Origin of the sequence: Mangrovibacillus sp. Mu-81, assembly GCF_036867415.1 — a bacterium.
GTDB lineage: Bacteria > Bacillota > Bacilli > Bacillales > Bacillaceae_B > Rossellomorea.
Window position 1 is genome coordinate 59625 of record NZ_JBAJHU010000001.1, and the last position, 21314, is coordinate 80938.

Genomic DNA, 21314 nt, shown 5'->3' on the forward strand with positions numbered 1-21314 from the left:
AACAAGAGACACAAGGGGAGCACGCCTCATTAACAAAGATGACGACGCGTTTCCCGATATTGAAAGGGGAAAATAAGATGAGTGTAAGATTGGAAGAAATCAATTCAGCGAACTGGTATGAGTGCTGCCAATTAGGATTATCACAGGAACAGGCCGAGTATATGGAATCAAATGCTGTTTCCATCGCACAAACGAAATTCGAACCGACGCTCAAGCCATATGCGATTTACTGTGATGACAAAATCGCAGGATTCCTGATGTTCAATTCGGTAAAGGAAGAACTTGACGGGTACTGGGTCTACCGGATCATGGTTGACGAGGCCAGCCAGGGCAAAGGAATAGGGAAAGAAGCCACGAGATTAATGATCGAAGAAATGGCCAAGCTGCCGGATGCGGACAAGATCGTGGTCGGCTACCACCCGGATAACAAGGGAGCCCATAACCTGTATGCAGGTTTAGGGTTTGTCGATGAGGGAGATCGATTTGGCAGGGAGATGGCTGTGGTTAAATATATATAAGCAGATAGGACGGTTCTTCAATGAGGAACCGTCTTTTTGGTGGTGAAATTAACCAGGACAAAATTAAGAATCGATGAGTTGCGTATGAGTCATGGATGTGGTTTAATATCATTATACCCATTAAATCGTAATCATTACGATTTGAAAATAGATAGGAGGACATTCGTTTGGCCAAGAAATCAAAAGTCGCAAAGGAAAAGAAGCGTCAGGAGACGGTGTTGAAATATGCAGAGCTGAGGAGAGAGTTGAAGGAAAAGGGGGACTACGAGGCGCTAAAGAAACTCCCGCGGGATTCTTCCCCCACACGCCTGATGAACCGGTGCGAGGTAACCGGAAGACCGCGCGGATACCTTAGGAAGTTTAAGATGTCACGAATCGCATTCCGTGAATTGGCGCACAAAGGACAGATTCCCGGAGTGAAGAAATCAAGCTGGTAAAAAGGAAGGAGCATGACATATGAAAAGAGGCATACACCCTGAATACCATGATGTGGTGTTCATGGATACCATTAGCGGATTTAAATTTCTGACGGGTTCCACCATGACGTCGGATGAAACGATCGAGTGGGAGGATGGGAATGTCTATCCGCTCTTGAAAGTGGAAATCAGTTCCGACACCCATCCGTTCTACACGGGAAGACAGAAGTTCTCCGATCGCGGAGGACGTGCGGATCGCTTCATGAAAAAATACAATATGAAAAAATAATCAGGAAGGGCTGCGAATAGTTGGTTTGATAATAAAAGTCTGCAATAGCTAATAACAAGAGCAATTCGATCATAGAGACAGAAAATTGATAATAAACGAAAGCAGTTTCCGACAATTTGATAATAAATTTCTCATTTTCGATAATAAATCTTTTGATTTCGATAATAAATTCAAAGAATTCGATAATAAAAGAGTGAGCAGGGTTACGGCAGCTTAATGATTTTGTCTGATTGACTTGAAAGTGAATCTTTTTTACCTATCAAGAGATCCATTGTAACGGTGCAACGTTAAAATCAGGCGGAATTTTTAAAAAATGATCTATTGAGGCTGGAGTTTTCATTGGAAAGGGGTATGAGTATGACTGAATTCTGGGAATCAAGTTTCATACAAAATCAAACAATGTGGGGGTTTGAACCTGCAGATTCGGCGATCCGGACGAAGGATTTTTTCCTTAAGAAGAACGTGAAGGATGTCTTGATCCCGGGGATTGGATACGGCCGGAATGCGAAGGTTTTTACTGACAACGGAATGGATGTTACCGGGATCGAGATTTCAAAAACGGCGATTGAGCTGGCGCGGGAAAGCGGGATCGAGATTCCGATTTCCCACGGGCCGGTATCCGGTATGCCGTTCGACAACAAACAGTATGGCGGGATTTTCAGCTATGCGCTCCTCCACTTGTTGAGTGAAGAAGAGCGGTTGAAGTTTATCCGCGACTGCTATGAGCAGCTGAAACCTGGCGGCTACATGGTGTTTACGACGATTTCTAAAGATGCCCCGATGTACGGGAAGGGCAGGCAGCTTGGCAAGGATTATTTCGAGATCATGGAGGGCGTGAAAATGTTCTTTTATGATAGCGATACGATCAAACGGGACTTTGGAGATTATGGACTTGTAGACGTCTCGGAGATTTTGGAACCTAATAAGAATGCGGAGGGGAAGCCCCCGTTTCCGTTTTTAGTAATTACATGTCATAAACTCAAATAAAAAAGAATGCCATTGACGATACGTCCAATTCCATCCTGTAATATGTGTTAACTCCCATGAAAATGGGAAACTAGTATAAAGAAAGGTTTACCAGAAGAATGAAAAAGGAGTGGAACGGATGAATCAAAGTCAATTGGATCGAATGAAGAATGGTAAAGGGTTTATTGCAGCCCTGGATCAGAGCGGCGGCAGTACACCAAAGGCATTGGAAGCTTATGGCGTGATGGGGGATTCCTATTCGAATGAGGACGAAATGTTCGAACAGGTGCACGAGATGCGCACGAGAATTATCACATCTCCTGCTTTCAGTTCAGAGTACATCCTTGGAGTGATTTTGTTCGAGCAGACAATGGACAGTAAGGTAGAGGGGAAATATACGGCGGATTATCTGGCTGAACATCATATTGTGCCGTTCTTGAAAGTGGATAAAGGACTGGCTGAAAAAGAAAACGGCGTCCAGCTCATGAAGCCGAATCCGGATCTTGATGAGACGCTTCGCCGTGCGAATGAACGGAATATTTTCGGCACCAAAATGCGTTCGGTCATCCATGAACCGAATCTAGCGGTGATAAAGGCTGTTGTGGACCAGCAATTCGAAATCGGCAAGAAAATCATAGCGGCAGATCTGCTTCCGATCATCGAGCCGGAAGTGAATATCCACAGTGAACGCAAGGAAGAGTGCGAAGAAATCCTGCGGACGGAGATCCTCAAGCATCTGAATGATTTGTCCGAAGATGAACATGTAATGCTGAAGCTCACGATTCCAACAAAGGCAAATGCGTATAAAGAATTGATCGAGCATCCGCGCGTCGTCCGGGTGGTTGCACTCTCCGGCGGTTACTCCCGTGAAGAAGCGAACGAGAAGCTGAAAGAAAACGATGGCATGATCGCAAGCTTCTCCCGGGCGCTGGCTGAGGAATTACGATTCAATCAAACGGGTGAAGAATTTGACGGGGCCATGAAGAGTGCAATTGAGTCGATTTATGATGCTTCTGTTAATAAAAAATAAAGGGTTTCGGCCTTCTGCTTCCTTGGGGAGCGGGAGGCTTTTTTGTATTTTATAAAGGAAATCACCTATCTTACTAGAACTTATATATAGGTAATAAATAGAAAAGGAGAATAGTTGATGTGAGTAATTATATAATTCCGGCAATCATTGCTTTTATAGTAGTCGCTGTTTTATCCCCGCTGTTCATTGCTCTATTAAGAAAATTAAAGCTGCTTCAGCCGATCAGGAAAGAGCTTCCTTCCAATCATCAGTTGAAAAAAGGGACTCCGTTAATGTTTGGAATCATTCTTTTAGTAGGAATTATAATATCTGTTCTCTTTTTGCCGACTCCATTCATGTATTTCCTGGCTGTTACGTACATTCTATTTGGGTTTATCGGTTTTTTGGATGACTTTTGGAAAGCTTCACGCCAGGATCCATTAGGGGTATCGGGGAGGACCAAGCTTGTGCTGCAATTTCTGTTTACGGGTTCACTGCTTTTCTACGTGATCAGCGAACTGGGTATCGAAACCGGGATTCGTATTACTGAAAATGTCTCATTTGATCTTCCGATGGTAGTCTATATCATTGTGATTGCCTTATTCGTTGTTGGTTCTGCAAATGCTATTAATTTTACGGATGGCCTGGACGGGCTTTTAGGTGTGGTGGCCATTCCTACATATTTTTTCTTCTTTGTGATTTCAGACACTTCAGAGGTGAAGCTATTTTGTTTGGTAATGATTGGATGCTTACTCGGTTTTCTGATTTATAATCTATTCCCGGCCAAAGCGTTTATGGGGGATACGGGATCATTGGCGATAGGCGGATCCCTTTCATTTCTTGCCATTATTGAGAAAGTGGAGATTCTGATTCCGCTGTTATTCATTATCTATTTTGCCGAACAGCTTTCGGTAATCCTGCAGGTTGCTTCATTTAAACTCACAGGGAAGAGGATCTTCCGGATGACGCCGATTCATTTTCACTATGGGTTGAAATACGGGTGGTCCGAGAATACGATTGTCACGGTCTTTGGGTTGGTCTCTTGGATTTGTACGTTTATTTGTTTGGCTTATTGGAGGTTTGTTTTGCATCCGTAATGAAGGTGAGAGGGGAAGGGGAATATGAGTGAGCAAGTTCAATCTATAAATGAGTGTATTGATTTAGAAGATGGGTTGAGATTGGTTTATCAAGAACCGAAAGAATTCATCCGATATTATTCCATTTATTATGGACAAAAATATGCAGACTACTTTTTTCGAAGGTCGCCTGCTTCAATGATTGAAATTGCAGCCATTTTTGACTGCGGTTATTTCATTATCAAAGACGAAACCGTCGTTGGCGGTGTATTCCTGAAACCAAATTTCATGGCAGATTTATTTGTAGTGCCGCCTTATGAGGATTATGAAGGATTGGTTCACAGCCTTCTAAGTCACTTAAAAAAGATATCGAAGCCTGAAGATGAAATTTATTTTAGGGACATTGTAGAAGAACACGTTCCAACTTATGAACAACAAGGCTGCCTTATTCGTGAAGTGAATTATTGGATGATCCGTCCGACTCAAGCAATGAATCCAATGTTGCCTGAAGGATATAGATCGCGTTCAGTATCAGGTGAAGATACGAATGAGATTGCAAGTTTAATAATGAAATCCTATAGGGCAAATCCAGCGTATAAACAAATCGGAACGAAAGAGGATTATATGAATCATGTAGAGGAGTTCATAGAAAAATATCAATCCAATAAAACCATGGATGAGTGTTCAAGGGTTATTGTAGGGAAGAGCACGAACACCATTGTTGGTGTCTGTCTGCACATGGAGTTTGAAGACTATCCTCTCATCGTGAGTTTAGCCGTGGATCCTGACCATCAGCAGAGGGGGCTGGGACGATTTTTGTTAGCCCATTCTATAAATATATCGAGTAAAGAGTACCCGGCTGCCCGATTGGCAGTGCTGAAAGATAATCCGGCGATTAAGCTGTATGAGGACCTTGGGTTTATTCGGAATAAATCTGTGGTGGATATGTTTGTGGGGTGATTGGGTAAAAACAATGGCCTCCTAATCGATCGTTAGACTAAAGAGAGCTTTCTTTGAAATTGTATTCTAAACATATTGGGCAGGTTAGATTAAGACTCAATTTCGAGATGATTACAAGGATTTGAAACCTTTACATGAAGGAAAACGTACATGATATTAAATTGAATATCCCTATTAATAGCCAGGGATCAAATTAGTAATGTTCCTTCATAACTGACGGAAGTGATTACTGGATATCGCCATGGGTTATATTTATGATAAGCTTTGGTTATATAAACTATAGGATATTGGATTCGGGGAGGTGTATTATGCAAAAGGCCATTACAGTTAATTATCAATCCGATAAAAGAGTTAAATCAACTTCTTCAAGAGGGATGGAAGGTTGTTTCTCAGAGTCCAGTTGGATTGGTACCATTGGTTTCTTCACTTGTTATTTTGGAGAAAAATTAGACAACATTTCTTCGGGATTTGTTGAAGAAATGGAGAACAATCGTGAAGAATGCCGCCTTTTCAGAGGGCGGTGTTTTTTATTAAGAAGTTGATCCATGTTCATTCAGGAAGGGCGGTCTCATTAACTAAACGCGTGTGAATAAATTATCTTGAATGCAAATAAGCGGAGAAATTTCTCTTATTGAGGAATCAGCACGAAATATGAAGTAAATAGAGGGAAATATTTCCCCTATTTACCCCAAAAGCATAAAATACATCATTTTACCCTGCCTTAACGGGAAAAATTCCCCTTATATCCCCGAGCTTAGCTCGATTCTGCCGGATAAAGGAAAAAACTTCCCTTATTTAAACGTTCAGAGGTTTCTCTCAATGAAGGATGAAAATTCAAATTAGTCCTGGAAGGGATTTTCTTTGACTAAAACACTTTTGTACCAGTCTCATTTATTTTATGTTTTTTAATCGTCTTATAGTTATAGATTTACCGTTAAAACAGACCCCATTTATGAGTAAGAGGGGGTCTTCCTGTATTACGTCTCCACATTCAAATCCCGACCTTCACAAACTTCCTCTTCCCGACCTGCACTATCATCCCATCCGTTACGGAAACAACCAGCTCAGTATCCAGCACTTTCTCACCGTCGATCCGGATGCCGCCGTTTTTGATCATTCTTCTGGCTTCGCTCTTGGAGTTCTGCATTCCCAGCACGACAAGCAGTTCAATGATGGCAACGTCAGCGGCGCCTTTCCATTGGACTGAAGGGATATACTCTGGGATGGCTCCTTTTTGGAAGACGGTTTGGAAGTGCTCGACTGCCGCAGCGGCTGCTTCCTCACCGTGGAACATGGATACGATGGTACTGGCCAGGCGAATTTTGACGTCCCTTGGATGCATGGTGCCGTCTGATAAGCCCGCCGCGATCGTTTGTTTTTCTTCGTGCGGCAGGTCTGTTATCAGGTTGAAGTATTTGACGATAAGCTCATCCGGTATCGACATGGTTTTTCCGAAGATTTCGTTTGGCTGCTCGTCGATGCCGATGTAGTTGTGCTTGGATTTGGACATTTTTTCTATGCCGTCGAGACCTTCGAGCAGTGGAAGCAGCATGACCACTTGTTTTTCCTTCCCGTAGTGCTCCTGCAGATGCCTGCCCATCAGGACGTTGAAGTGCTGATCGGTGCCGCCGAGTTCGATGTCGCTTTCGAGTTGGACGGAATCGTAGCCCTGCATCAGCGGGTAGAAGAACTCATGCAGGGAGATCGGTTTCCCTGCTGCCATCCTGTTTGAAAAGTCGTTCCGTTCGATCAGGCGTGCGACTGTGATACTGGAAGATAATCGAATGATGTCCTCGAGGTTGAGTGGTGTCAACCATTCGGAGTTGTAGAATAACTCCACTTTCTCCATATCGAGCACGCGGCCGAACTGTTCAAAGTAGGTCTGGGCATTCTTCTTAACATCTTCATCCGTCAGCTGCTTTCGCACGGTGGATTTTCCGGTCGGGTCTCCGATTTTACCGGTGAAGTCGCCGATGATCAGCTGGATGATATGGCCGTTTTCCTGGAATTGTTTCAGCTTATTCAAGACCACGGTATGCCCCAGATGGACATCCGGTGCCGTCGGATCGAGGCCGAGTTTAATTTTCAACGGCTTTCCGGTCTGGATGGAACGCGCCACTTTGTCCCTTAATTCATTCTGGGGGATGGTCTCCACTACCCCATTCTGATAAAGGCTGATCTGCCTCTCCAATTCTGTCTGCTGTTCTTTTGTCAGTTCCTTCATCCCATTTTCCTCCTTTTTAAAATAATAAAAACCACGCCCCTAATAAAAGGGACGTGGTTAACGCGGTACCACCCTTGCTTGAAGAATCACTCTTCCACTCAATCGGATAACGGGTCCGGCCGTTTCCTGCTACTGACGTTCACAGGAAAAGTTCAAGGGGGTAATTCGCCATTATCTTTGTTCTGATTTTCACCGGCCATCAGATCTCTTCGACAGGGAGATAATAGACTACTGAATCCTATCATTACTTGTTTAGTATTGGAATTATTTTCATTAGTTTACTTGAGGAGGGGCTTAAAGGCAAGTGTTTTTGAAATGTTTTATGGAATGAATAAGAATGAACGGAATAGAATCGAATAGTAAATGGACTTACCTAAATGAGGTGGTATGATGGCTGAACCAGCGAGAGTATTTATCAGTTCGGCAGCGGATCCCGGCTTGAGCCTGCTGAGGGAGCAGGTACATTCAGAATTGAAAATGATGGAACATGAGCCGCTGATGTATGAGAAAGACTTTGGTCCCTGGCCGCCGCAGCATTTGGTTGAAAATTGCCTGGAGCACGTAGAGAAGAGTGATGTGTTCTTATTATTTGTTGCGCAAAAGGCAGGCAGTTATATCGAATCGTATAAAGCAACCGTCACGCACTGCGAATTTCAAGCGGCACACCAACATAATAAGCACATTATCGTGTTTGTACAAGAAGATATCTACCGTTTGTTCTGGGGTGACCTGAGGATGATGATCGCTGAGATGGTGGAAGAATATAAGAAGGATCACCATGGCGTGGAGCCTGATACCTATAAGGATATTGCCGAAGCAGCCTGGAAAAAGCATCCCGGAAAGACGGATCAGATTGATTCCTATGTATGGGGATTTCTATATGATGTTTATCAAAAAGGTCACTATCTGGAGCAACTGGCACTTGGTGTTGATACCATAAAGGGAATGAAAAGGTACTTCAGTGATTTATTTCGAAAAGGCAGCAGGTACCTTGCGTTGAAAGACGAAATCGATGAACAGATTTCAGAGGGGCCAACTTATCGAAAACATGCAGAATTCACCTCTAAAATGATTGAATACCTGAATGATGGTGAAATTCAAAATCCACGAATGTTTCTCGAATACCTGCAGCGCTTCCTGACAAACGGTATCATTTATACAAAACCAGGAACCGTTTTTGAAAGGGTAGTAGGTGAATATGAATCCTGCTCCGGCAGCACGCTTTATCGAATGACAGCTGGACAACTTCAGTTCATTGCTGCATCCGGTATGGCAGGTGATGATCATTCATTCTACAGCCTGAACGGTCCGACTTCTCTTGTGGTAAAAGCGTTCGAGAGTGGAAATCCCGAGTTGTTTTACAGTGATAAAAAAAGACAGTTATATCTGGGAATCAAGTCAGGAAATTATGTGATTTGTTTTCATTATCCTGTCGATCGATTCTGGACGGAACAGAACGTGCGGCGCTTTAGAGATGATATCTTGCGAGACATATTCGAATCGGAATCCGCCTTATTCCGTAATTTTGCCATCAAATTACTTGGAGGGATCAAATAATGAGCAAACAGGGAAAGCAGAATGAAGACGAAAACATCATTCATGTTGCCTCCGGTAAAGAAAAAGCAGATGAAAAATACATCGAGGCAAAAGGAAAGAGATTTGACGAAATGAATAAACGGCTGAGAGAAGCTTTTGGGGAAAACAAGAATGGAAAAATATAAAATAAGGAATGTATAACAAACTGGTAATCAAAGGCGCTGTTCGCAGTGCTTTTGGTTACCAGTTTGTTTTTATGGAGGGTTCTTTCCATCGGTTGACTGAGGAGAAGTACCTGTCATTTCTTTCCCTCATACTTATCAATGTAATTGTGCTGCTTGTCGAATTTTCTTTCCCACCACATGCTTTGGGATACCAAAAAACGTCCAGAGTAAAAAACCCTGGACGTTCTTTTGAGCTGAATATCAGCTCCCAGTATGCTGTTTCTCTTTCTCCACGGCTTTCAATCTTTGTCCTTCCTCTGCAGAAGGACTCTTCTCATCATCGTGTCCATTGACTAAGTCTTTCGTGGCGCTTTTGAATTCTTTTAACGTACTTCCGAAAGCACGTCCGATTTCCGGAAGTTTGGAAGGACCAAAGATGATTAAAGCAATTACTAATACAAGGATTAATCCCGGGATTCCGATATTCGTTAACATACGTTTCGCCTCCAGTTGGTTTTATAGAATTGGCATGCCATGGCGTTCGAATGCGGCTGCTTCTAAATCTGACATTCCCTGTAGTTCCGCAAAGGTTGAAAGTTTGTCCGAAATTTTCGGTGCGTAGGCAGCCGGCGGAGCAGCATGGCCCATCAGCCTTCTGCGGGCTGCATTTTTTCTGGCGAATGGCCCCCAGATCGCAAAGGTCATACCGGGTGACTGGATATTGATGAAGAACGTCCGGCCGTCTGTAGAGAATGTCGGTCCTGCCAGCTCGGAACCGTTCACTTTATTTTCTGCGAACACATACGTTTCGCCTTCCGGTGTCATTCCGATGACACGATCGACACCGCCTCCGTCTTCAGCGATCCACAGGTCTCCCCATGGAGTGATGCAGATATTATCAGGCATTTCCAGATCGTTTTGTGCAGTAGATTCATAGAATAGCTCCAGTGTGTTGGTGGCCGGGATATAGCGGTACACTCGGCCGAGATCTTTATCCCCGGCGGATGTATCATCGAACCAGAACACGCCTCCTTCAAAATAAGCCCCCTCCAGACGGCTGAAGGCGATGCATCCTTTTCTGCCTGCATCAAGGGTCGGTTTTTCAGGATCTACATCTTTCCATACGATCCCGAATTTCTGACCCGTATGGAACTTGCTTGTTTCGTCCCGGCTCATTTCTTCGTATGCTGCCGCTTGAAGCTTTCCGCCTTTTTGCAGGGCACCGACCCTTTGACTGCGGTCGTTAGGAAGGAAGCGGTACAAATAACTTGGACCGGCGTCTTCGGTTAAGTAGACGATCCCTGTTGCCGGGTCGATGGCCGTGGCTTCATGGGAAAAGGCACCCATGTCGCGGATCGGTGTTTTCGAGATTTTATCTTCAGGGTTGTGTGGATCTACTTCAAACACATAGCCATGACCTTCTTCCAGCGTTTCTTCGCAAGTGAGCCATGTGCCCCACGGAGTCGCCCCGCCTGCACAGTTACGGATGGTACCGGAAGAAGAGACATATTCCTTCCTTACTTGGCGGTCCGGGCCGACCACCAGGGAAGTGGTTCCACCTGTTTCTTCACGGCGGTAAGGATTTTTCCCGATCACGGGATATTTGCTATTTCCGCTCAATTCATGGTTTCTCACGAGGATGGTGGAGTTATGGGCGCCTGCATAAGCGGCCATCCCATCGAACTTCTCAGGGACGGGCCTGCCGTCGGAAAGTGCTCTGCCTTCCTCTGAAATAATCCGGTATTGGAAGCCTCGGGGAAGGTCCATCACACCGCCGGGGTCTTTGACAAGCGGACCATAACCGCCGATGGCTTTCCCGTTTTTAGATGTGCCGGCAAATACTTTATTCTCTCCCAGGGACATCAATCCAGTGGTACCGAGGGCAAGTGCAGCTGTGCCGATCCCGCTTGCTTTCAGAAAGTCTCTTCTGTTCATATCGTGTGTATTCAAGTCCTTTCACTCCTTAATAGTAAATTTTCTTGACCTGCATTTGACTCCGCCGAACGTGAAGCGCGCTTCTTATAAACAATCGTTGAACACGAAATGCTGATTTCATATAAAAGGAGAAGCGGCAGGATGACGAGTACATCCGAAAGGAAATCCGGCGGTGTGATCAACACTGAAATGACAATCAGCAAAAAATAGGCGATCCTTCTTGATTTTTTCAATTTCCCTGGATCCAAAATTCCAAGTACAGTCAGAAAGACAATCACTAACGGCATTTCAAATAGCAGTCCAAACGGTACAGTGAGATGTAACATAAAGCGGAAGTATTTTTCCGCTGTAAACATCATTTCGAACTGACCGGCTGAGAGGGTGGTTAAAAAACCCAGGACAATCGGGAAAAGTAAAAAATAACCGAACCCAATGCCGAAAATGAACAAAAAGAACAAGGCTGGTATGAAGCGTACCGTCACTTTTCTTTCTCTTGGACTCAGACCCGGTGCAACAAACCGCCAGATTTGATAGGCCGCGACAGGGATGGTTGCGGCTAGTGAGAAGACGGCTGCTATCATCAGGTACACCCACAAAATATCGCTTGGTCCGAGAATCGCAAGCTTTGTGTCTAAATCCCTGATCAGCCACTCGTAGATCGGTTTCACAAAAGCCAGCCCCGCTATAAGGAAACCAATAAAGGCGAGCACGGTTTTAATTGCCCTGCTCCGCAGTTCTTCCAAGTGTCCGATCAGCTGCTGGCTGGAATCTTTCATTGCCTCAGCCTCCTCTATGATGAACTAGGCTAGTTCATTTGCATTGGTTTGCCTTTTTGGGCTTGTTTTTTATGGGCGCGGGTGTGCGCTTCATGACGATCATCTTCCACCTCGGAAGACTTCTGTACCCCTTGGGGAACGGTTGTTGCTGATATTTCCTTCAGTCCTTCAGAATCTTTTTCATAAACGAATGATGCTCTGGTAGAAATATCCGCGCCAGGCTTGGAGACGAATGGAACGACACGATAATCGGTTCTCCATTGGGTCGGTGTGACATGACAGCGGACATAGCCGCGATAGTCGTTGAAGAATTTAATATGTTCGTTCTGCTGGAGGATGCGGTCCGTATCTGCCCGCTTGTCCGCCCCGTTCCCGCCTGAAGTGATCGATGTGCCGACAAACTCTGCACCAAGCATCTTGGAAGCCGGGTCATCAAAGTCTGCCAGGATATTGGAAGCCCAGTTCGCATGTACATCACCTGTCAGGACAATCAAGTTATCTATGTTTTTCTTACGGGCAAAGTCTGTGATGCGCTCCCTCGCAGGAGTGTAGCCGTCCCAGCCATCCATACTGTATAAAGGCTGATCTGGGCTTTGGCCATAGTTTCTTTTTGCAAAAAAGATCTGCTGTGCCAGTACATTCCAGGAGGCAGTGGAGTTGCCAAGGTGATCAAGAGCCCATTGTTCCTGCTCGTCTCCCAGCAGCGTGCGTGAAGGATCCAGGGATTCTGCTGTCTGCGGTGAGCTTTTATCTCCATTCGCCTGGTCGGAACGATACTGGCGGGAATCGAGTACCATGAAATTCGCTAAGTTTCCGTATGAGAACTGACGGTAGAGCTGCATGTCCGCTCCATGCGGCATCGACGATCGTCTTAGCGGCATATGTTCATAGTAGGCTTGATAAGCAGCCACGCGACGTTTCACAAACTCTTCAACAGACTGACCTTTTTCAGGGATCGTATCAGCATAGTTGTTCTCCACTTCATGGTCATCCCATGTGACGACCCACGGAAAAGCCGCATGAGCAGCCTGCAAATCCGTGTCCGAGCGGTATTGAGCATGACGGTTTCGGTAATCCTCCAACGAACGGATTTCCGGCCCTTTATGGTGTCGGACATTTCCTGTACTTGCCACATACTCATCAGGACCGTATTCATAAATGTAGTCCCCAAGATGGAAAACGAGATCAAGTTCTTCTTTGGCCATATGCTTGTAGGCAGTGTAATAGCCATGCTCATATTGCTGGCAGGAAGCAAAGGCAAAAGAGAGGCTTGCGGCGTTTGCATTCAGCGCAGGAAGGGTTTTCGTTTTTCCAATCGGGCTGAAATCCTTCCCGACTTTAAACCGGTAATAGTACACCGTACCTGCTTTCAGGTTCTCTACCTCGGCATGGACGGAGTGTCCGAGGACCGGACTTGCCACTTCCGTACCGCGCTGAACAATATGTCGGAAATGTTCATCTTCAGCGATTTCCCACTTAACGGGAATCTTACGATCAGGCATGCCGCCGCCATTAAGCGGATCGACGGCTAAACGTGTCCATAAAACGACACTATCCGGGAGCGGGTCACCAGAAGCTACTCCAAGTAAAAACGGATAATTTTGAAATTCGACTTCTTCTGCAGACACAGAAAAGCCGCCCATCGATTGAGCAATCACCACTCCTAAAGAAATGCCGGCGACTTTGCCCGCCCCTTGAAGAAAGCTGCGACGGTCGACCCCTTTATGTAAGGTCTCTTCATTAAATCGTTGAATCCAATTGTCCATCGGTCTCTCATTTGTCATGCAGATGACTCCTTTCAAGAATCGAATGAGTGTAACAGCTCATATTATAGGAGACCATTTTTAAGTTGTTGTAAATGAATGTAAATAGAGGATAGAACAGGAGGGTCGTCATTCCCGGGAACAAAGATCGGGTATTGTTCGAATACTCTAGTAAATGAGAGTTGATTAGCATATTTAACCAATCTTTAGTAGGCGGTAAGTCTTGGTTTTCTTAACATTTATTTAAAGAAATCTATATATTAAAATTGAATAGTATGGTGATGGGTGAAGTGTGGGAGTACGGATAAGCAGATGGTCGGCCATCCATTCATCATTGCAGTCCCATCTGTTCAGTGGAACCCTTAAACGTTGTAGTCGATTAACTGACTGAAGATTGAAACTTTTTAACTGGCAAATTCGTAGAAAGTAATAATGAGGGGGGATTATTTGAAAAAAATAATCGGAAAATCATTCGTATCGGCTGCCGTAATAGCTTTTATTGTTTGGGTGGCGAGTATCATTTTTTCTTTTTCGTATAGTGAGTGGAGTTTCTTTATTGGCCTTGGATTATCGGTTGTACTTTTCTTCTTTAACAGCAGTGGAGGAGCATTATCAAAAGGAGCCACACTGGAAGCAAGTGAGGCTGGGTGGAAGATCCAAAAGGATAATGAACTTAAAACAAATGTAGGAACAGTCTTTTATGGCTCCGTTCTATTTACCGTTATCAGTTTATTTCTAATGATTATTACGTATTTTTAAATGGACATCTTTCATAGAAGAAGTCCTGTTGGTCTTGTGTTGCGCGACACGTGTTTATTCAAATCAAATCGGAATCAATCGGGACTTTATTGCTTGAGATAAGAGTCTTTTTAAAGCACGCTGTCTTAATAGGTTGCGTTCGATAATATCAGAACGAATTCGATTATAACGAGGGTAACCTGGTAAGTACCCTGGACAATCGATTATAGAGAGAAGCGGCACACCTCATTTCGATAATAAAATCTTCGTTTTCGATAATAAATCTTTGAATTTCGATCATAAACTTGAAGAAATCGATAATAAATGACTTGAGCGGGAGGAAGAGGCAATGGATATTGGTTTGATAAGGTGAGAAATGACGGTGTTTTGGCAGTTTTTTATAATTTTTCTGTGTTTTCGTGGTCGACTCACTGCGGCGGTATCAGACCCCAAGACATCGACAGGGTCAGATTTCATTAGTATTTTTATTTTGAATCGATCAATTCCTGCAAAAAAAATAGAACCCTTCCCAAGGATTCTACGACAGCGGGGGCACCTTCACGGATTAATAATCTCAATTTTATTCCCCTTATGAACCTCCTCCGTACCGGCTTCCAATGCAGTCTTGTAATAGCTGCATTTATGATCAATGATTTTCATTGTTTGCTGCAGTTCTTTAATCTTTGCTTCTACAGTAGCTTTTCGTTCCAGGAACATATCATATCGATTTTGCAGGGTGGCATCACCTTCTGAGCACCAGTCGATGAAATGTTTGATCTCCTTGATCGGCATCCCGGTGGATTTGAGGCATTCGATAATGTTCAAGGCGGCGATATCGGATTCTTTGAATAGTCTTGTGCCGCTTTCGGTCCGTTCAACAAACGGCATGAGTCCTTCCTTGTCGCTATCGCAGGGTATATACCGAGAGATCCAGCTCTTTTGCCACTTCGCCAATTGAATAGGTCTTCATCATTTATCTTCCTTTCCAGTTGTATGGACTTCGAGTTAACTCTATGTTTTGCAAAATAGTAGCACTGTTTTGAGGGGATGTCAAAGAAACTAAATAGAAACATAGGTTGGCAGAATAAATGATCGTTATCTCTTGACCTAGAGTTAACTATAGGTATTACCATTGATTTTACAAGAGTTCATCAGGTTTGTTCACCTGTCTCTTGAAAGCTACTATTACAGGAGGTTTTATTTTATGGTAACTGCCAAAGCAAGAGCTGTTGACGGTCCGGACAAATCCTTTCGAGCGGCTGAAATCGAGCGGCGCGATCTTGATCTGCAGGATGTTCTGATTGAAATTAAATATGCGGGAATCTGTCATTCGGATATCCATACTGCACACGGGGAGTGGGGAGAAGTGAAGTATCCGCTCGTACCGGGACATGAGATTGCGGGGATCGTGACGGAGGTAGGAGCAGAGGTAACGAAGTATAAAGTTGGTGACCGGGTAGGGGTAGGATGTATGGTTGATTCCTGCGGTGACTGTGAGAACTGCCGCCAGGGGGAAGAGCAGTACTGCCTCAAAGGAAACGTTCCTACTTACGCCGGTGTGGACAAATATGGCGAGCCTACTCAAGGCGGTTATTCCACTCATATCGTGGTAACGGAAGATTTCGTACTTCGCATTCCTGATAACATCGAGCTTGACGCAGCAGCGCCATTACTTTGTGCCGGGATTACAACCTTTTCCCCGTTGAATCATTGGGAAGCAGGACCAGGGAAGAAAGTGGCGGTTGTCGGGATGGGGGGACTCGGTCATATGGCAGTCAAGATTGCACATGCCATGGGTGCCGAAGTGACCGTCCTTTCCAGAAGCTTGAATAAAAAAGACGATGGCCTTGAGTTCGGGGCAGAATATTATTATGCTACCACCGAGCCGGATACGTTCGAGAAACTTGCCGGCACATTTGATCTGATCATTAACACCGTAAGCGCAAAAATCGATATCAGTGCGTACCTCTCCCTGCTGACGCTCGATGGAACGATGGTCAATGTTGGCGCGCCTGCAGAGCCGTTGGAAGTCAATGTGTTCTCGCTGATCGGCCACCGTCGTTCATTTGCAGGTTCGATGATCGGAGGCATCCGTGAGACTCAGGAAATGCTGGATTTCTGTGGGAAGCATGAGATTGTTCCCAAGATCGAAGTGATCTCGGCAGACCAAATCGATGAAGCATACAAACGTGTATTGGCTTTAGATGTGAAATATCGATTCGTCATTGACACAAGCACAATATAAGTTTAGTAAAAAAGGAATGGGTGGTTGGTAACGTGGACATGGAAGAATTCTTGGCATTTTGTAAGAAAGGCACTCCCATTTCGGGTGAGGATAAAATATTGCACGGGCTGCTGACTCAATGCAGTTACGAAGCCCAAAGAATCACGATGGAATTGAATAACTCTTATCATTCTCAAGAAGAAATAGTCGAGATATTCAGCGAGTTGACCGGTGCCAAAGTGGATTCTTCCTTTGTGTGCTTTCCTCCATTCTATACTGACTTTGGCAAAAACATCACCATCGGAAAAAACGTGTTCTTCAACACAGGGTGTTCCTTCCAGGACAGAGGCGGCATTCACATCGGAGAAGGTTCGCTGATCGGCATGAATGTCACGATTGCGACACTTAATCATGGGCTGCCCCTGGAGACAAGAAACACAACGTATGCTTCCCCTGTTACAATCGGGAAGAACGTATGGATCGGATCAAACGCCACCATCCTGCCTGGTGTAACGGTCGGTGACAATTCCGTCATTGCTGCAGGAGCCGTTGTCACGAAAGAAGTTCCGGAAAATATGGTAGTGGCAGGAGTGCCTGAGAAGGTTGTGAAAGGGATTCTTGATTGATCAATGACTATCTCAAGGTCCAGAAGTATAAAAAGCACTAGATTCCATATGAAATACCTCATTAAATCAGGGCCAGTCTCACGGTAAACGCCGGGTGACTGACCCTTGTTTTCTGCGCACATTTCACCAATGTACTTGAAGTTTATTCCCATTAAGGTCGTAAAAGTGAAAATAGGCATGTCCATTATCTTTTTGTATATCCTCAACCCTGACACCATTATCAACTAGATGTTTATGGAATGCAGATAGTTCGGGACTAGTAAAGCCAATGGCAAAGGCTGACTCATTATGAATTGTAAAATGTGCATATGTGTCATCAGCAGTGGGAACTAAAATAAGCAAAAGTGGTCCATCATTTACTTTTATAACCGCAAAAGGATCCTCCGTAATGGTCAATAATTGCAGTCCTAATACGTCTCTATACCAGTGTGCGGACTCTTCTAAATCTCGTACAGGGATTCTAATATAATGAACTTGTTCAATAAACGATTTACTCATTATTTATCTCTCCTTTATTTCATTGGATATAGGTTTCAAATCCAAGTACCGAACTCATTGTAATCCATCCTGGTATACTCCTGGACAAGCAAAGGTGAAAAAGAGGGGGAGGGCGGTAAACTTTTGGAAGTAAACTCCTTATAGGAAAGTATCGCAGATATCTTAGGTTTTTACCATATTTATGTAATTTTAATAATTGAGAAGGTACTGATGGGGGTGGAGAAAAGTGGGTGACAAAGAAAAAAATGATAAATTTTTTTAAAGAAGAGGAAAATATCACGAAACGTTATTTGTATAAAAAAGACCTGTACACTGGCTATAAGCTCGGGATACAGGTCCTTTGTTTTTTAAAAACTCTTACCGCCGCATCACATGCAAACAAAACTCCAAATCCGCCTGTATATGTTCCTTCATCAATCTCTCCGCTTCATCTCCATTATGGGAAACGATTGCATCGTAGATTTCCTGATGTTCGTCGATCAGGAATGGCCGGTTGTGATAGACCACGGTTTTTCTGAATAAGTAGATGATCGACTGCATGCGTTCGATGGTGTCGACCATGACGGGATTGTTGGTGGCGTTGACGATGATGTCGTGGAATTGTTTGTTGGCTTCCATGATTTCTTCGGTTGTGCCGGTCCGCCCGATGTCGATGCATTGTTTTAATTGGTGTAAGTCGTCCTGGTTCATGTAGGTGGCGGCTGAGCGCGCAGCGAATGACTCCAGGAGAATCCGGACCTGGAAGTAGTGGCGCAGGTCCATGTCGGTCGGGTTGACAACGCGCTTTTGCTGGACGAGACCTTCCTGTTCGAGTTTGCGGATGGATTCCCGGATGGGTGTCCGGCTTACACCAAGTTCTTCAGCGAGTTTTTCTTCGATCAGTTTCGTGCCCCGTTCGAGTTCTCCGTTCAATATTTGGTCCCGGATATATTCATACGATTGCAGATAGGCGTGCTGTTGTGTTTTCTTCTTCAAGTAAATCGACTCCAATGAAAGACAATCTAGTGTCTTTACGTATTCGGCTTGTGAAAATAAAGCCCTTTCTAAAAGTATAGAACGAGTAGAGACGATTTAACAGTTCTTATCGAAAATAATTTTGTATACATTTTATATTATTTTGTATACAAAATAGATATTATTGTGTACAATTGGTGACAACAAATGAAAACGCTTTATCATCAGGAGGGAATTTATATGAGAATTGGATTTATCGGTCTTGGCATCATGGGGAAACCGATGTCATTGAATTTAGTGAAAAGTGGCCTGGATGTCACCGTGTTTGATATCAATGAGTCAGCAGTGGAAGAATTGGTGGGCCAGGGAGCCCGGGGAGCTCAGTCTCCGAAAGAAGTCGGCGAGAAGAGTGACGTTATTTTCACAATGCTTCCAAAAGGAGAGCATGTACAAAGTGTGGTCCTTGGTGAAAGCGGTGTCATCTACGGAGCCAATGATGGAGCGGTTGTCGTCGATATGAGTTCGATTTCTCCCGTTCAATCGAAGGAAATCGCCGAAGCACTCGGGGCAAGGGGCATGGAGATGCTGGATGCGCCGGTCAGCGGCGGCGAGCCGAAGGCGATCGACGGGACGCTTGCCATCATGGTCGGAGGAAAAGAAGACGTGTATGAAAAGGTGAAACCGTACTTCGACGTGATGGGGCAGGATATTACGCTCGTCGGAGACAATGGATGCGGTACGACGGCGAAGCTTGCCAATCAGATTCTGGTGAATGTCCATATCGCCGCGATGTCAGAGGCACTGACGCTTGCGTCCAAAGCAGGGATCGACATCAAGAAGATGTATGAAGCGATCCGCGGCGGCCTGGCGGGAAGTGCGGTGCTGGATGCAAAGGTTCCTTTGATCCTGGAGCGGAACTTTGTCGCCGGCGGCCGGATTGATATCAACGCGAAGGACTTGACCAATGTCATGGATACCGCCCATTCAATCGGAGTACCGCTGCCGCTTTCAAGCCAGGTGCTGGAGATGTACCATTCCCTGATGGCAGATGGGAAAGCAGGCGATGATCACGGAGGACTCATTCAATTTTACGAGAAGCTTGCGAATTTTGAAGTAAAGGGTGTCAGCCAGTGATGGAACATAGAAAAGTCGATGAAATTCTAGCATCCTATCAATCTATCAATGAAGAGAAAGTAAGCGAATGGTGGGAGAAAGTCCGGCCGGGCTTTACACACAAGATCATCGTCCTCGATGACGATCCGACTGGTGTACAGACCGTTCACGGCGTTTCGGTGTATACCGACTGGGAGGAAGAAACGATTGAAATGGGCTTCCTGGAAGACCGTCAGATGTTCTTCATCCTGACGAATTCGAGAGCCTTCACGGCGAAAGAAACCGAAGAGGTCCATCGTGATATCGCGGAAAGAGCCGAAATCATCTCGAAGAAATTGGGCGTTCCTTATCTGATCATCAGCCGTGGAGATTCCACGTTGAGAGGGCATTATCCCCTTGAGACTGAGGTTCTGAGACGGACGATGGAAGCTGAAAGCAATGAGCGTATGGATGGGGAAGTCATCCTGCCATTTTTCAAAGAAGGCGGCAGGCTGACGATCGAGAACATTCACTTTGTTCAGCAGGAAGACGAACTAGTGCCAGCCGGGGAAACCGAATTCGCAAAGGACCGGACGTTCGGTTACAAGTCGAGTCACCTCGGTGAATGGGTCGAAGAGAAGACAAATGGCGTGTATGTGAAAGAAGACGTCACCTATATATCACTGGAAACGATCCGCAGCCTGGACATTGATGGAATCACAGAGCAATTGCTGCAGGTGAAGGGTTTCGGCAAAGTTGTCGTCAATGCGGTTGAAGAAAACGATGTCAGGATCTTTGCAACGGCATTGATCCTTGCCATCGAAAAAGGAAAGCGCTTCATCTTTCGGACGGCCGCTGCCTTCACCAAGGTGCTCGGGGACATCTCTTCACGCCCGCTGCTGACCAGGGAAGAATTGATCAGTGAGGAAAGGGAGAATGGCGGTCTCGTCATCGTCGGATCCCATGTCAAAAAGACGACCGATCAATTGAACGCGCTGAAGGAACTGTCTTCACTCCACTTCATTGAGTTCGATGCTCATCTGGTACTGGATAAGAATGCGTTCCAACAAGAAATCGAGCGGGCGCGGACTGAAGCGGAAACGAAGGTGAAAGAAGGCGTCAGCACCGTCATCTATACGAAGAGGAAAAGACTCGATCTCGGAGACGGCATGGAAGAACAGGAACTGCAGCTGTCCGTTGAGATCTCGGATGCGGTCACAAGCATCGTCCGTGACTTCTCCGTGAGGCCGAATTACCTGATTGCCAAAGGAGGGATCACCTCCAGTGATGTCGGCACGAAAGGGTTATGCGTGAAGCGCGCGACCGTCGCAGGACAGATCGCGCCGGGCATCCCGGTCTGGCAGACAGGCGAAGAGAGCACATTCCCGTACATCCCATACGTCATTTTTCCAGGGAATGTCGGAGCTGTCACCACATTGCGTGATGTAGTAGCAGCACTTGAAAGCAAGTAACGGATTAAAGGAACAATGCAGGATCGAAGGATTCTGCTTGTCATAAAAGAGGTTCATAAAACAAGGGGGTAACTGGAC

General features: G+C 45.1%; 22 protein-coding genes, 1 pseudogene and 1 other annotated feature. Of the genes and pseudogenes, 15 read left to right on the forward strand and 8 right to left on the reverse strand.

What is annotated here, in order from left to right; translation table 11 throughout:
- Positions 1-77 precede the first annotated feature (77 nt).
- The 8 genes from V6B33_RS00290 (at position 78) to V6B33_RS00325 (ending at position 5776) form a co-directional block, all read left to right on the forward strand.
- Complete coding sequence (locus tag V6B33_RS00290) at positions 78-518, forward strand: GNAT family N-acetyltransferase (RefSeq protein ID WP_334215746.1); 441 nt, start codon at positions 78-80, stop codon at positions 516-518.
- A gap of 167 nt (positions 519-685) precedes the next feature.
- Positions 686-955 carry a 30S ribosomal protein S14 gene (rpsN, locus tag V6B33_RS00295; RefSeq protein ID WP_334215747.1) on the forward strand — a complete coding sequence of 90 codons (270 nt, stop codon included), beginning with the start codon at positions 686-688 and terminating at the stop codon, positions 953-955.
- A gap of 19 nt (positions 956-974) precedes the next feature.
- A complete protein-coding gene (locus V6B33_RS00300) occupies positions 975-1223 on the forward strand; it encodes a type B 50S ribosomal protein L31 (RefSeq protein WP_334215748.1) in 249 nt (82 codons plus the stop codon).
- A gap of 357 nt (positions 1224-1580) precedes the next feature.
- Positions 1581-2210, forward strand: a complete 630-nt coding sequence (locus tag V6B33_RS00305; protein WP_334215749.1) for a class I SAM-dependent methyltransferase — start codon at positions 1581-1583, stop codon at positions 2208-2210.
- Positions 2211-2328: 118 nt separating this feature from the next.
- Complete coding sequence (locus V6B33_RS00310; RefSeq protein ID WP_334215750.1) at positions 2329-3219, forward strand: fructose bisphosphate aldolase; 891 nt, start codon at positions 2329-2331, stop codon at positions 3217-3219.
- A gap of 119 nt (positions 3220-3338) precedes the next feature.
- On the forward strand, positions 3339-4295 hold the full coding sequence (mraY, locus tag V6B33_RS00315; RefSeq protein WP_442915423.1) for a phospho-N-acetylmuramoyl-pentapeptide-transferase: 957 nt from the start codon (positions 3339-3341) through the stop codon (positions 4293-4295).
- A gap of 24 nt (positions 4296-4319) precedes the next feature.
- Positions 4320-5234, forward strand: a complete 915-nt coding sequence (locus V6B33_RS00320) for a GNAT family N-acetyltransferase (RefSeq protein WP_334215751.1) — start codon at positions 4320-4322, stop codon at positions 5232-5234.
- Positions 5235-5542: 308 nt separating this feature from the next.
- On the forward strand, positions 5543-5776 hold the full coding sequence (locus V6B33_RS00325) for a hypothetical protein (protein WP_334215752.1): 234 nt from the start codon (positions 5543-5545) through the stop codon (positions 5774-5776).
- A gap of 449 nt (positions 5777-6225) precedes the next feature.
- On the opposite strand, the gene tyrS is transcribed toward V6B33_RS00325, so the two are convergent.
- Positions 6226-7458, reverse strand: coding sequence for a tyrosine--tRNA ligase (gene tyrS / locus V6B33_RS00330; RefSeq protein WP_334215753.1), 1233 nt, complete (start codon positions 7456-7458; stop codon positions 6226-6228).
- Positions 7459-7502: 44 nt separating this feature from the next.
- Positions 7503-7712, reverse strand: a binding site (T-box leader).
- A 133-nt stretch (positions 7713-7845) separates the two neighbouring features.
- Between tyrS and V6B33_RS00335 the strand changes: the two genes are divergently transcribed.
- The gene (locus V6B33_RS00335; protein WP_334215754.1) at positions 7846-9015 is read left to right on the forward strand and encodes a DUF4062 domain-containing protein; all 1170 of its coding nucleotides are present in this window, start codon (positions 7846-7848) and stop codon (positions 9013-9015) included.
- The gene (locus V6B33_RS00340) at positions 9015-9179 is read left to right on the forward strand and encodes a hypothetical protein (protein WP_334215755.1); all 165 of its coding nucleotides are present in this window, start codon (positions 9015-9017) and stop codon (positions 9177-9179) included. The genes V6B33_RS00335 and V6B33_RS00340 overlap by 1 nt, the downstream gene beginning before the upstream one ends.
- 240 nt (positions 9180-9419) lie before the next feature.
- Here V6B33_RS00340 and V6B33_RS00345 read toward each other — a convergent pair whose 3' ends face one another.
- Genes V6B33_RS00345 through V6B33_RS00360 form a run of 4 tightly spaced genes read right to left on the reverse strand, consistent with a single transcriptional unit; the run spans position 9420 to position 13653 of the window.
- Positions 9420-9653: a twin-arginine translocase TatA/TatE family subunit gene (locus V6B33_RS00345; RefSeq protein WP_334215756.1), complete on the reverse strand. Its 234-nt coding sequence runs from the start codon at positions 9651-9653 to the stop codon at positions 9420-9422.
- Between the two features lie 21 nt (positions 9654-9674).
- A complete protein-coding gene (locus V6B33_RS00350; RefSeq protein WP_334215757.1) occupies positions 9675-11108 on the reverse strand; it encodes an alkaline phosphatase PhoX in 1434 nt (477 codons plus the stop codon).
- A complete protein-coding gene (gene tatC / locus V6B33_RS00355; RefSeq protein WP_334215758.1) occupies positions 11105-11869 on the reverse strand; it encodes a twin-arginine translocase subunit TatC in 765 nt (254 codons plus the stop codon). Before tatC ends, V6B33_RS00350 begins: the two co-directional genes overlap by 4 nt.
- A gap of 29 nt (positions 11870-11898) precedes the next feature.
- A complete protein-coding gene (locus V6B33_RS00360) occupies positions 11899-13653 on the reverse strand; it encodes an alkaline phosphatase D family protein (protein WP_442915425.1) in 1755 nt (584 codons plus the stop codon).
- Between the two features lie 426 nt (positions 13654-14079).
- Between V6B33_RS00360 and V6B33_RS00365 the strand changes: the two genes are divergently transcribed.
- Entirely contained in the window at positions 14080-14391 is a 312-nt protein-coding gene (locus V6B33_RS00365) for a hypothetical protein (protein WP_334215759.1), read from the forward strand.
- Between the two features lie 537 nt (positions 14392-14928).
- On the opposite strand, the pseudogene V6B33_RS00370 reads toward V6B33_RS00365, so the two are convergent.
- Positions 14929-15340: pseudogene (locus V6B33_RS00370) on the reverse strand (MerR family transcriptional regulator).
- A gap of 234 nt (positions 15341-15574) precedes the next feature.
- On the opposite strand from V6B33_RS00370, the gene V6B33_RS00375 reads away from it, so the two are divergent.
- Positions 15575-16615, forward strand: coding sequence for an NAD(P)-dependent alcohol dehydrogenase (locus V6B33_RS00375; RefSeq protein WP_334215760.1), 1041 nt, complete (start codon positions 15575-15577; stop codon positions 16613-16615).
- A gap of 38 nt (positions 16616-16653) precedes the next feature.
- Complete coding sequence (locus V6B33_RS00380) at positions 16654-17220, forward strand: sugar O-acetyltransferase (protein ID WP_442915455.1); 567 nt, start codon at positions 16654-16656, stop codon at positions 17218-17220.
- A 123-nt stretch (positions 17221-17343) separates the two neighbouring features.
- Here V6B33_RS00380 and V6B33_RS00385 read toward each other — a convergent pair whose 3' ends face one another.
- The gene (locus tag V6B33_RS00385; protein ID WP_334215762.1) at positions 17344-17718 is read right to left on the reverse strand and encodes a VOC family protein; all 375 of its coding nucleotides are present in this window, start codon (positions 17716-17718) and stop codon (positions 17344-17346) included.
- A gap of 357 nt (positions 17719-18075) precedes the next feature.
- Positions 18076-18693 carry a GntR family transcriptional regulator gene (locus V6B33_RS00390; protein WP_334216393.1) on the reverse strand — a complete coding sequence of 206 codons (618 nt, stop codon included), beginning with the start codon at positions 18691-18693 and terminating at the stop codon, positions 18076-18078.
- Positions 18694-18906: 213 nt separating this feature from the next.
- Between V6B33_RS00390 and garR the strand changes: the two genes are divergently transcribed.
- Together garR and V6B33_RS00400 are read left to right on the forward strand one after the other, a co-directional pair.
- Positions 18907-19806 (forward strand): 2-hydroxy-3-oxopropionate reductase, encoded by a 900-nt coding sequence (garR, locus tag V6B33_RS00395; protein WP_334216394.1) that lies wholly within the window; start codon positions 18907-18909, stop codon positions 19804-19806.
- Positions 19806-21236 carry a four-carbon acid sugar kinase family protein gene (locus V6B33_RS00400; RefSeq protein WP_334216395.1) on the forward strand — a complete coding sequence of 477 codons (1431 nt, stop codon included), beginning with the start codon at positions 19806-19808 and terminating at the stop codon, positions 21234-21236. Before garR ends, V6B33_RS00400 begins: the two co-directional genes overlap by 1 nt.
- The last annotated feature ends 78 nt before the right edge of the window (positions 21237-21314 follow it).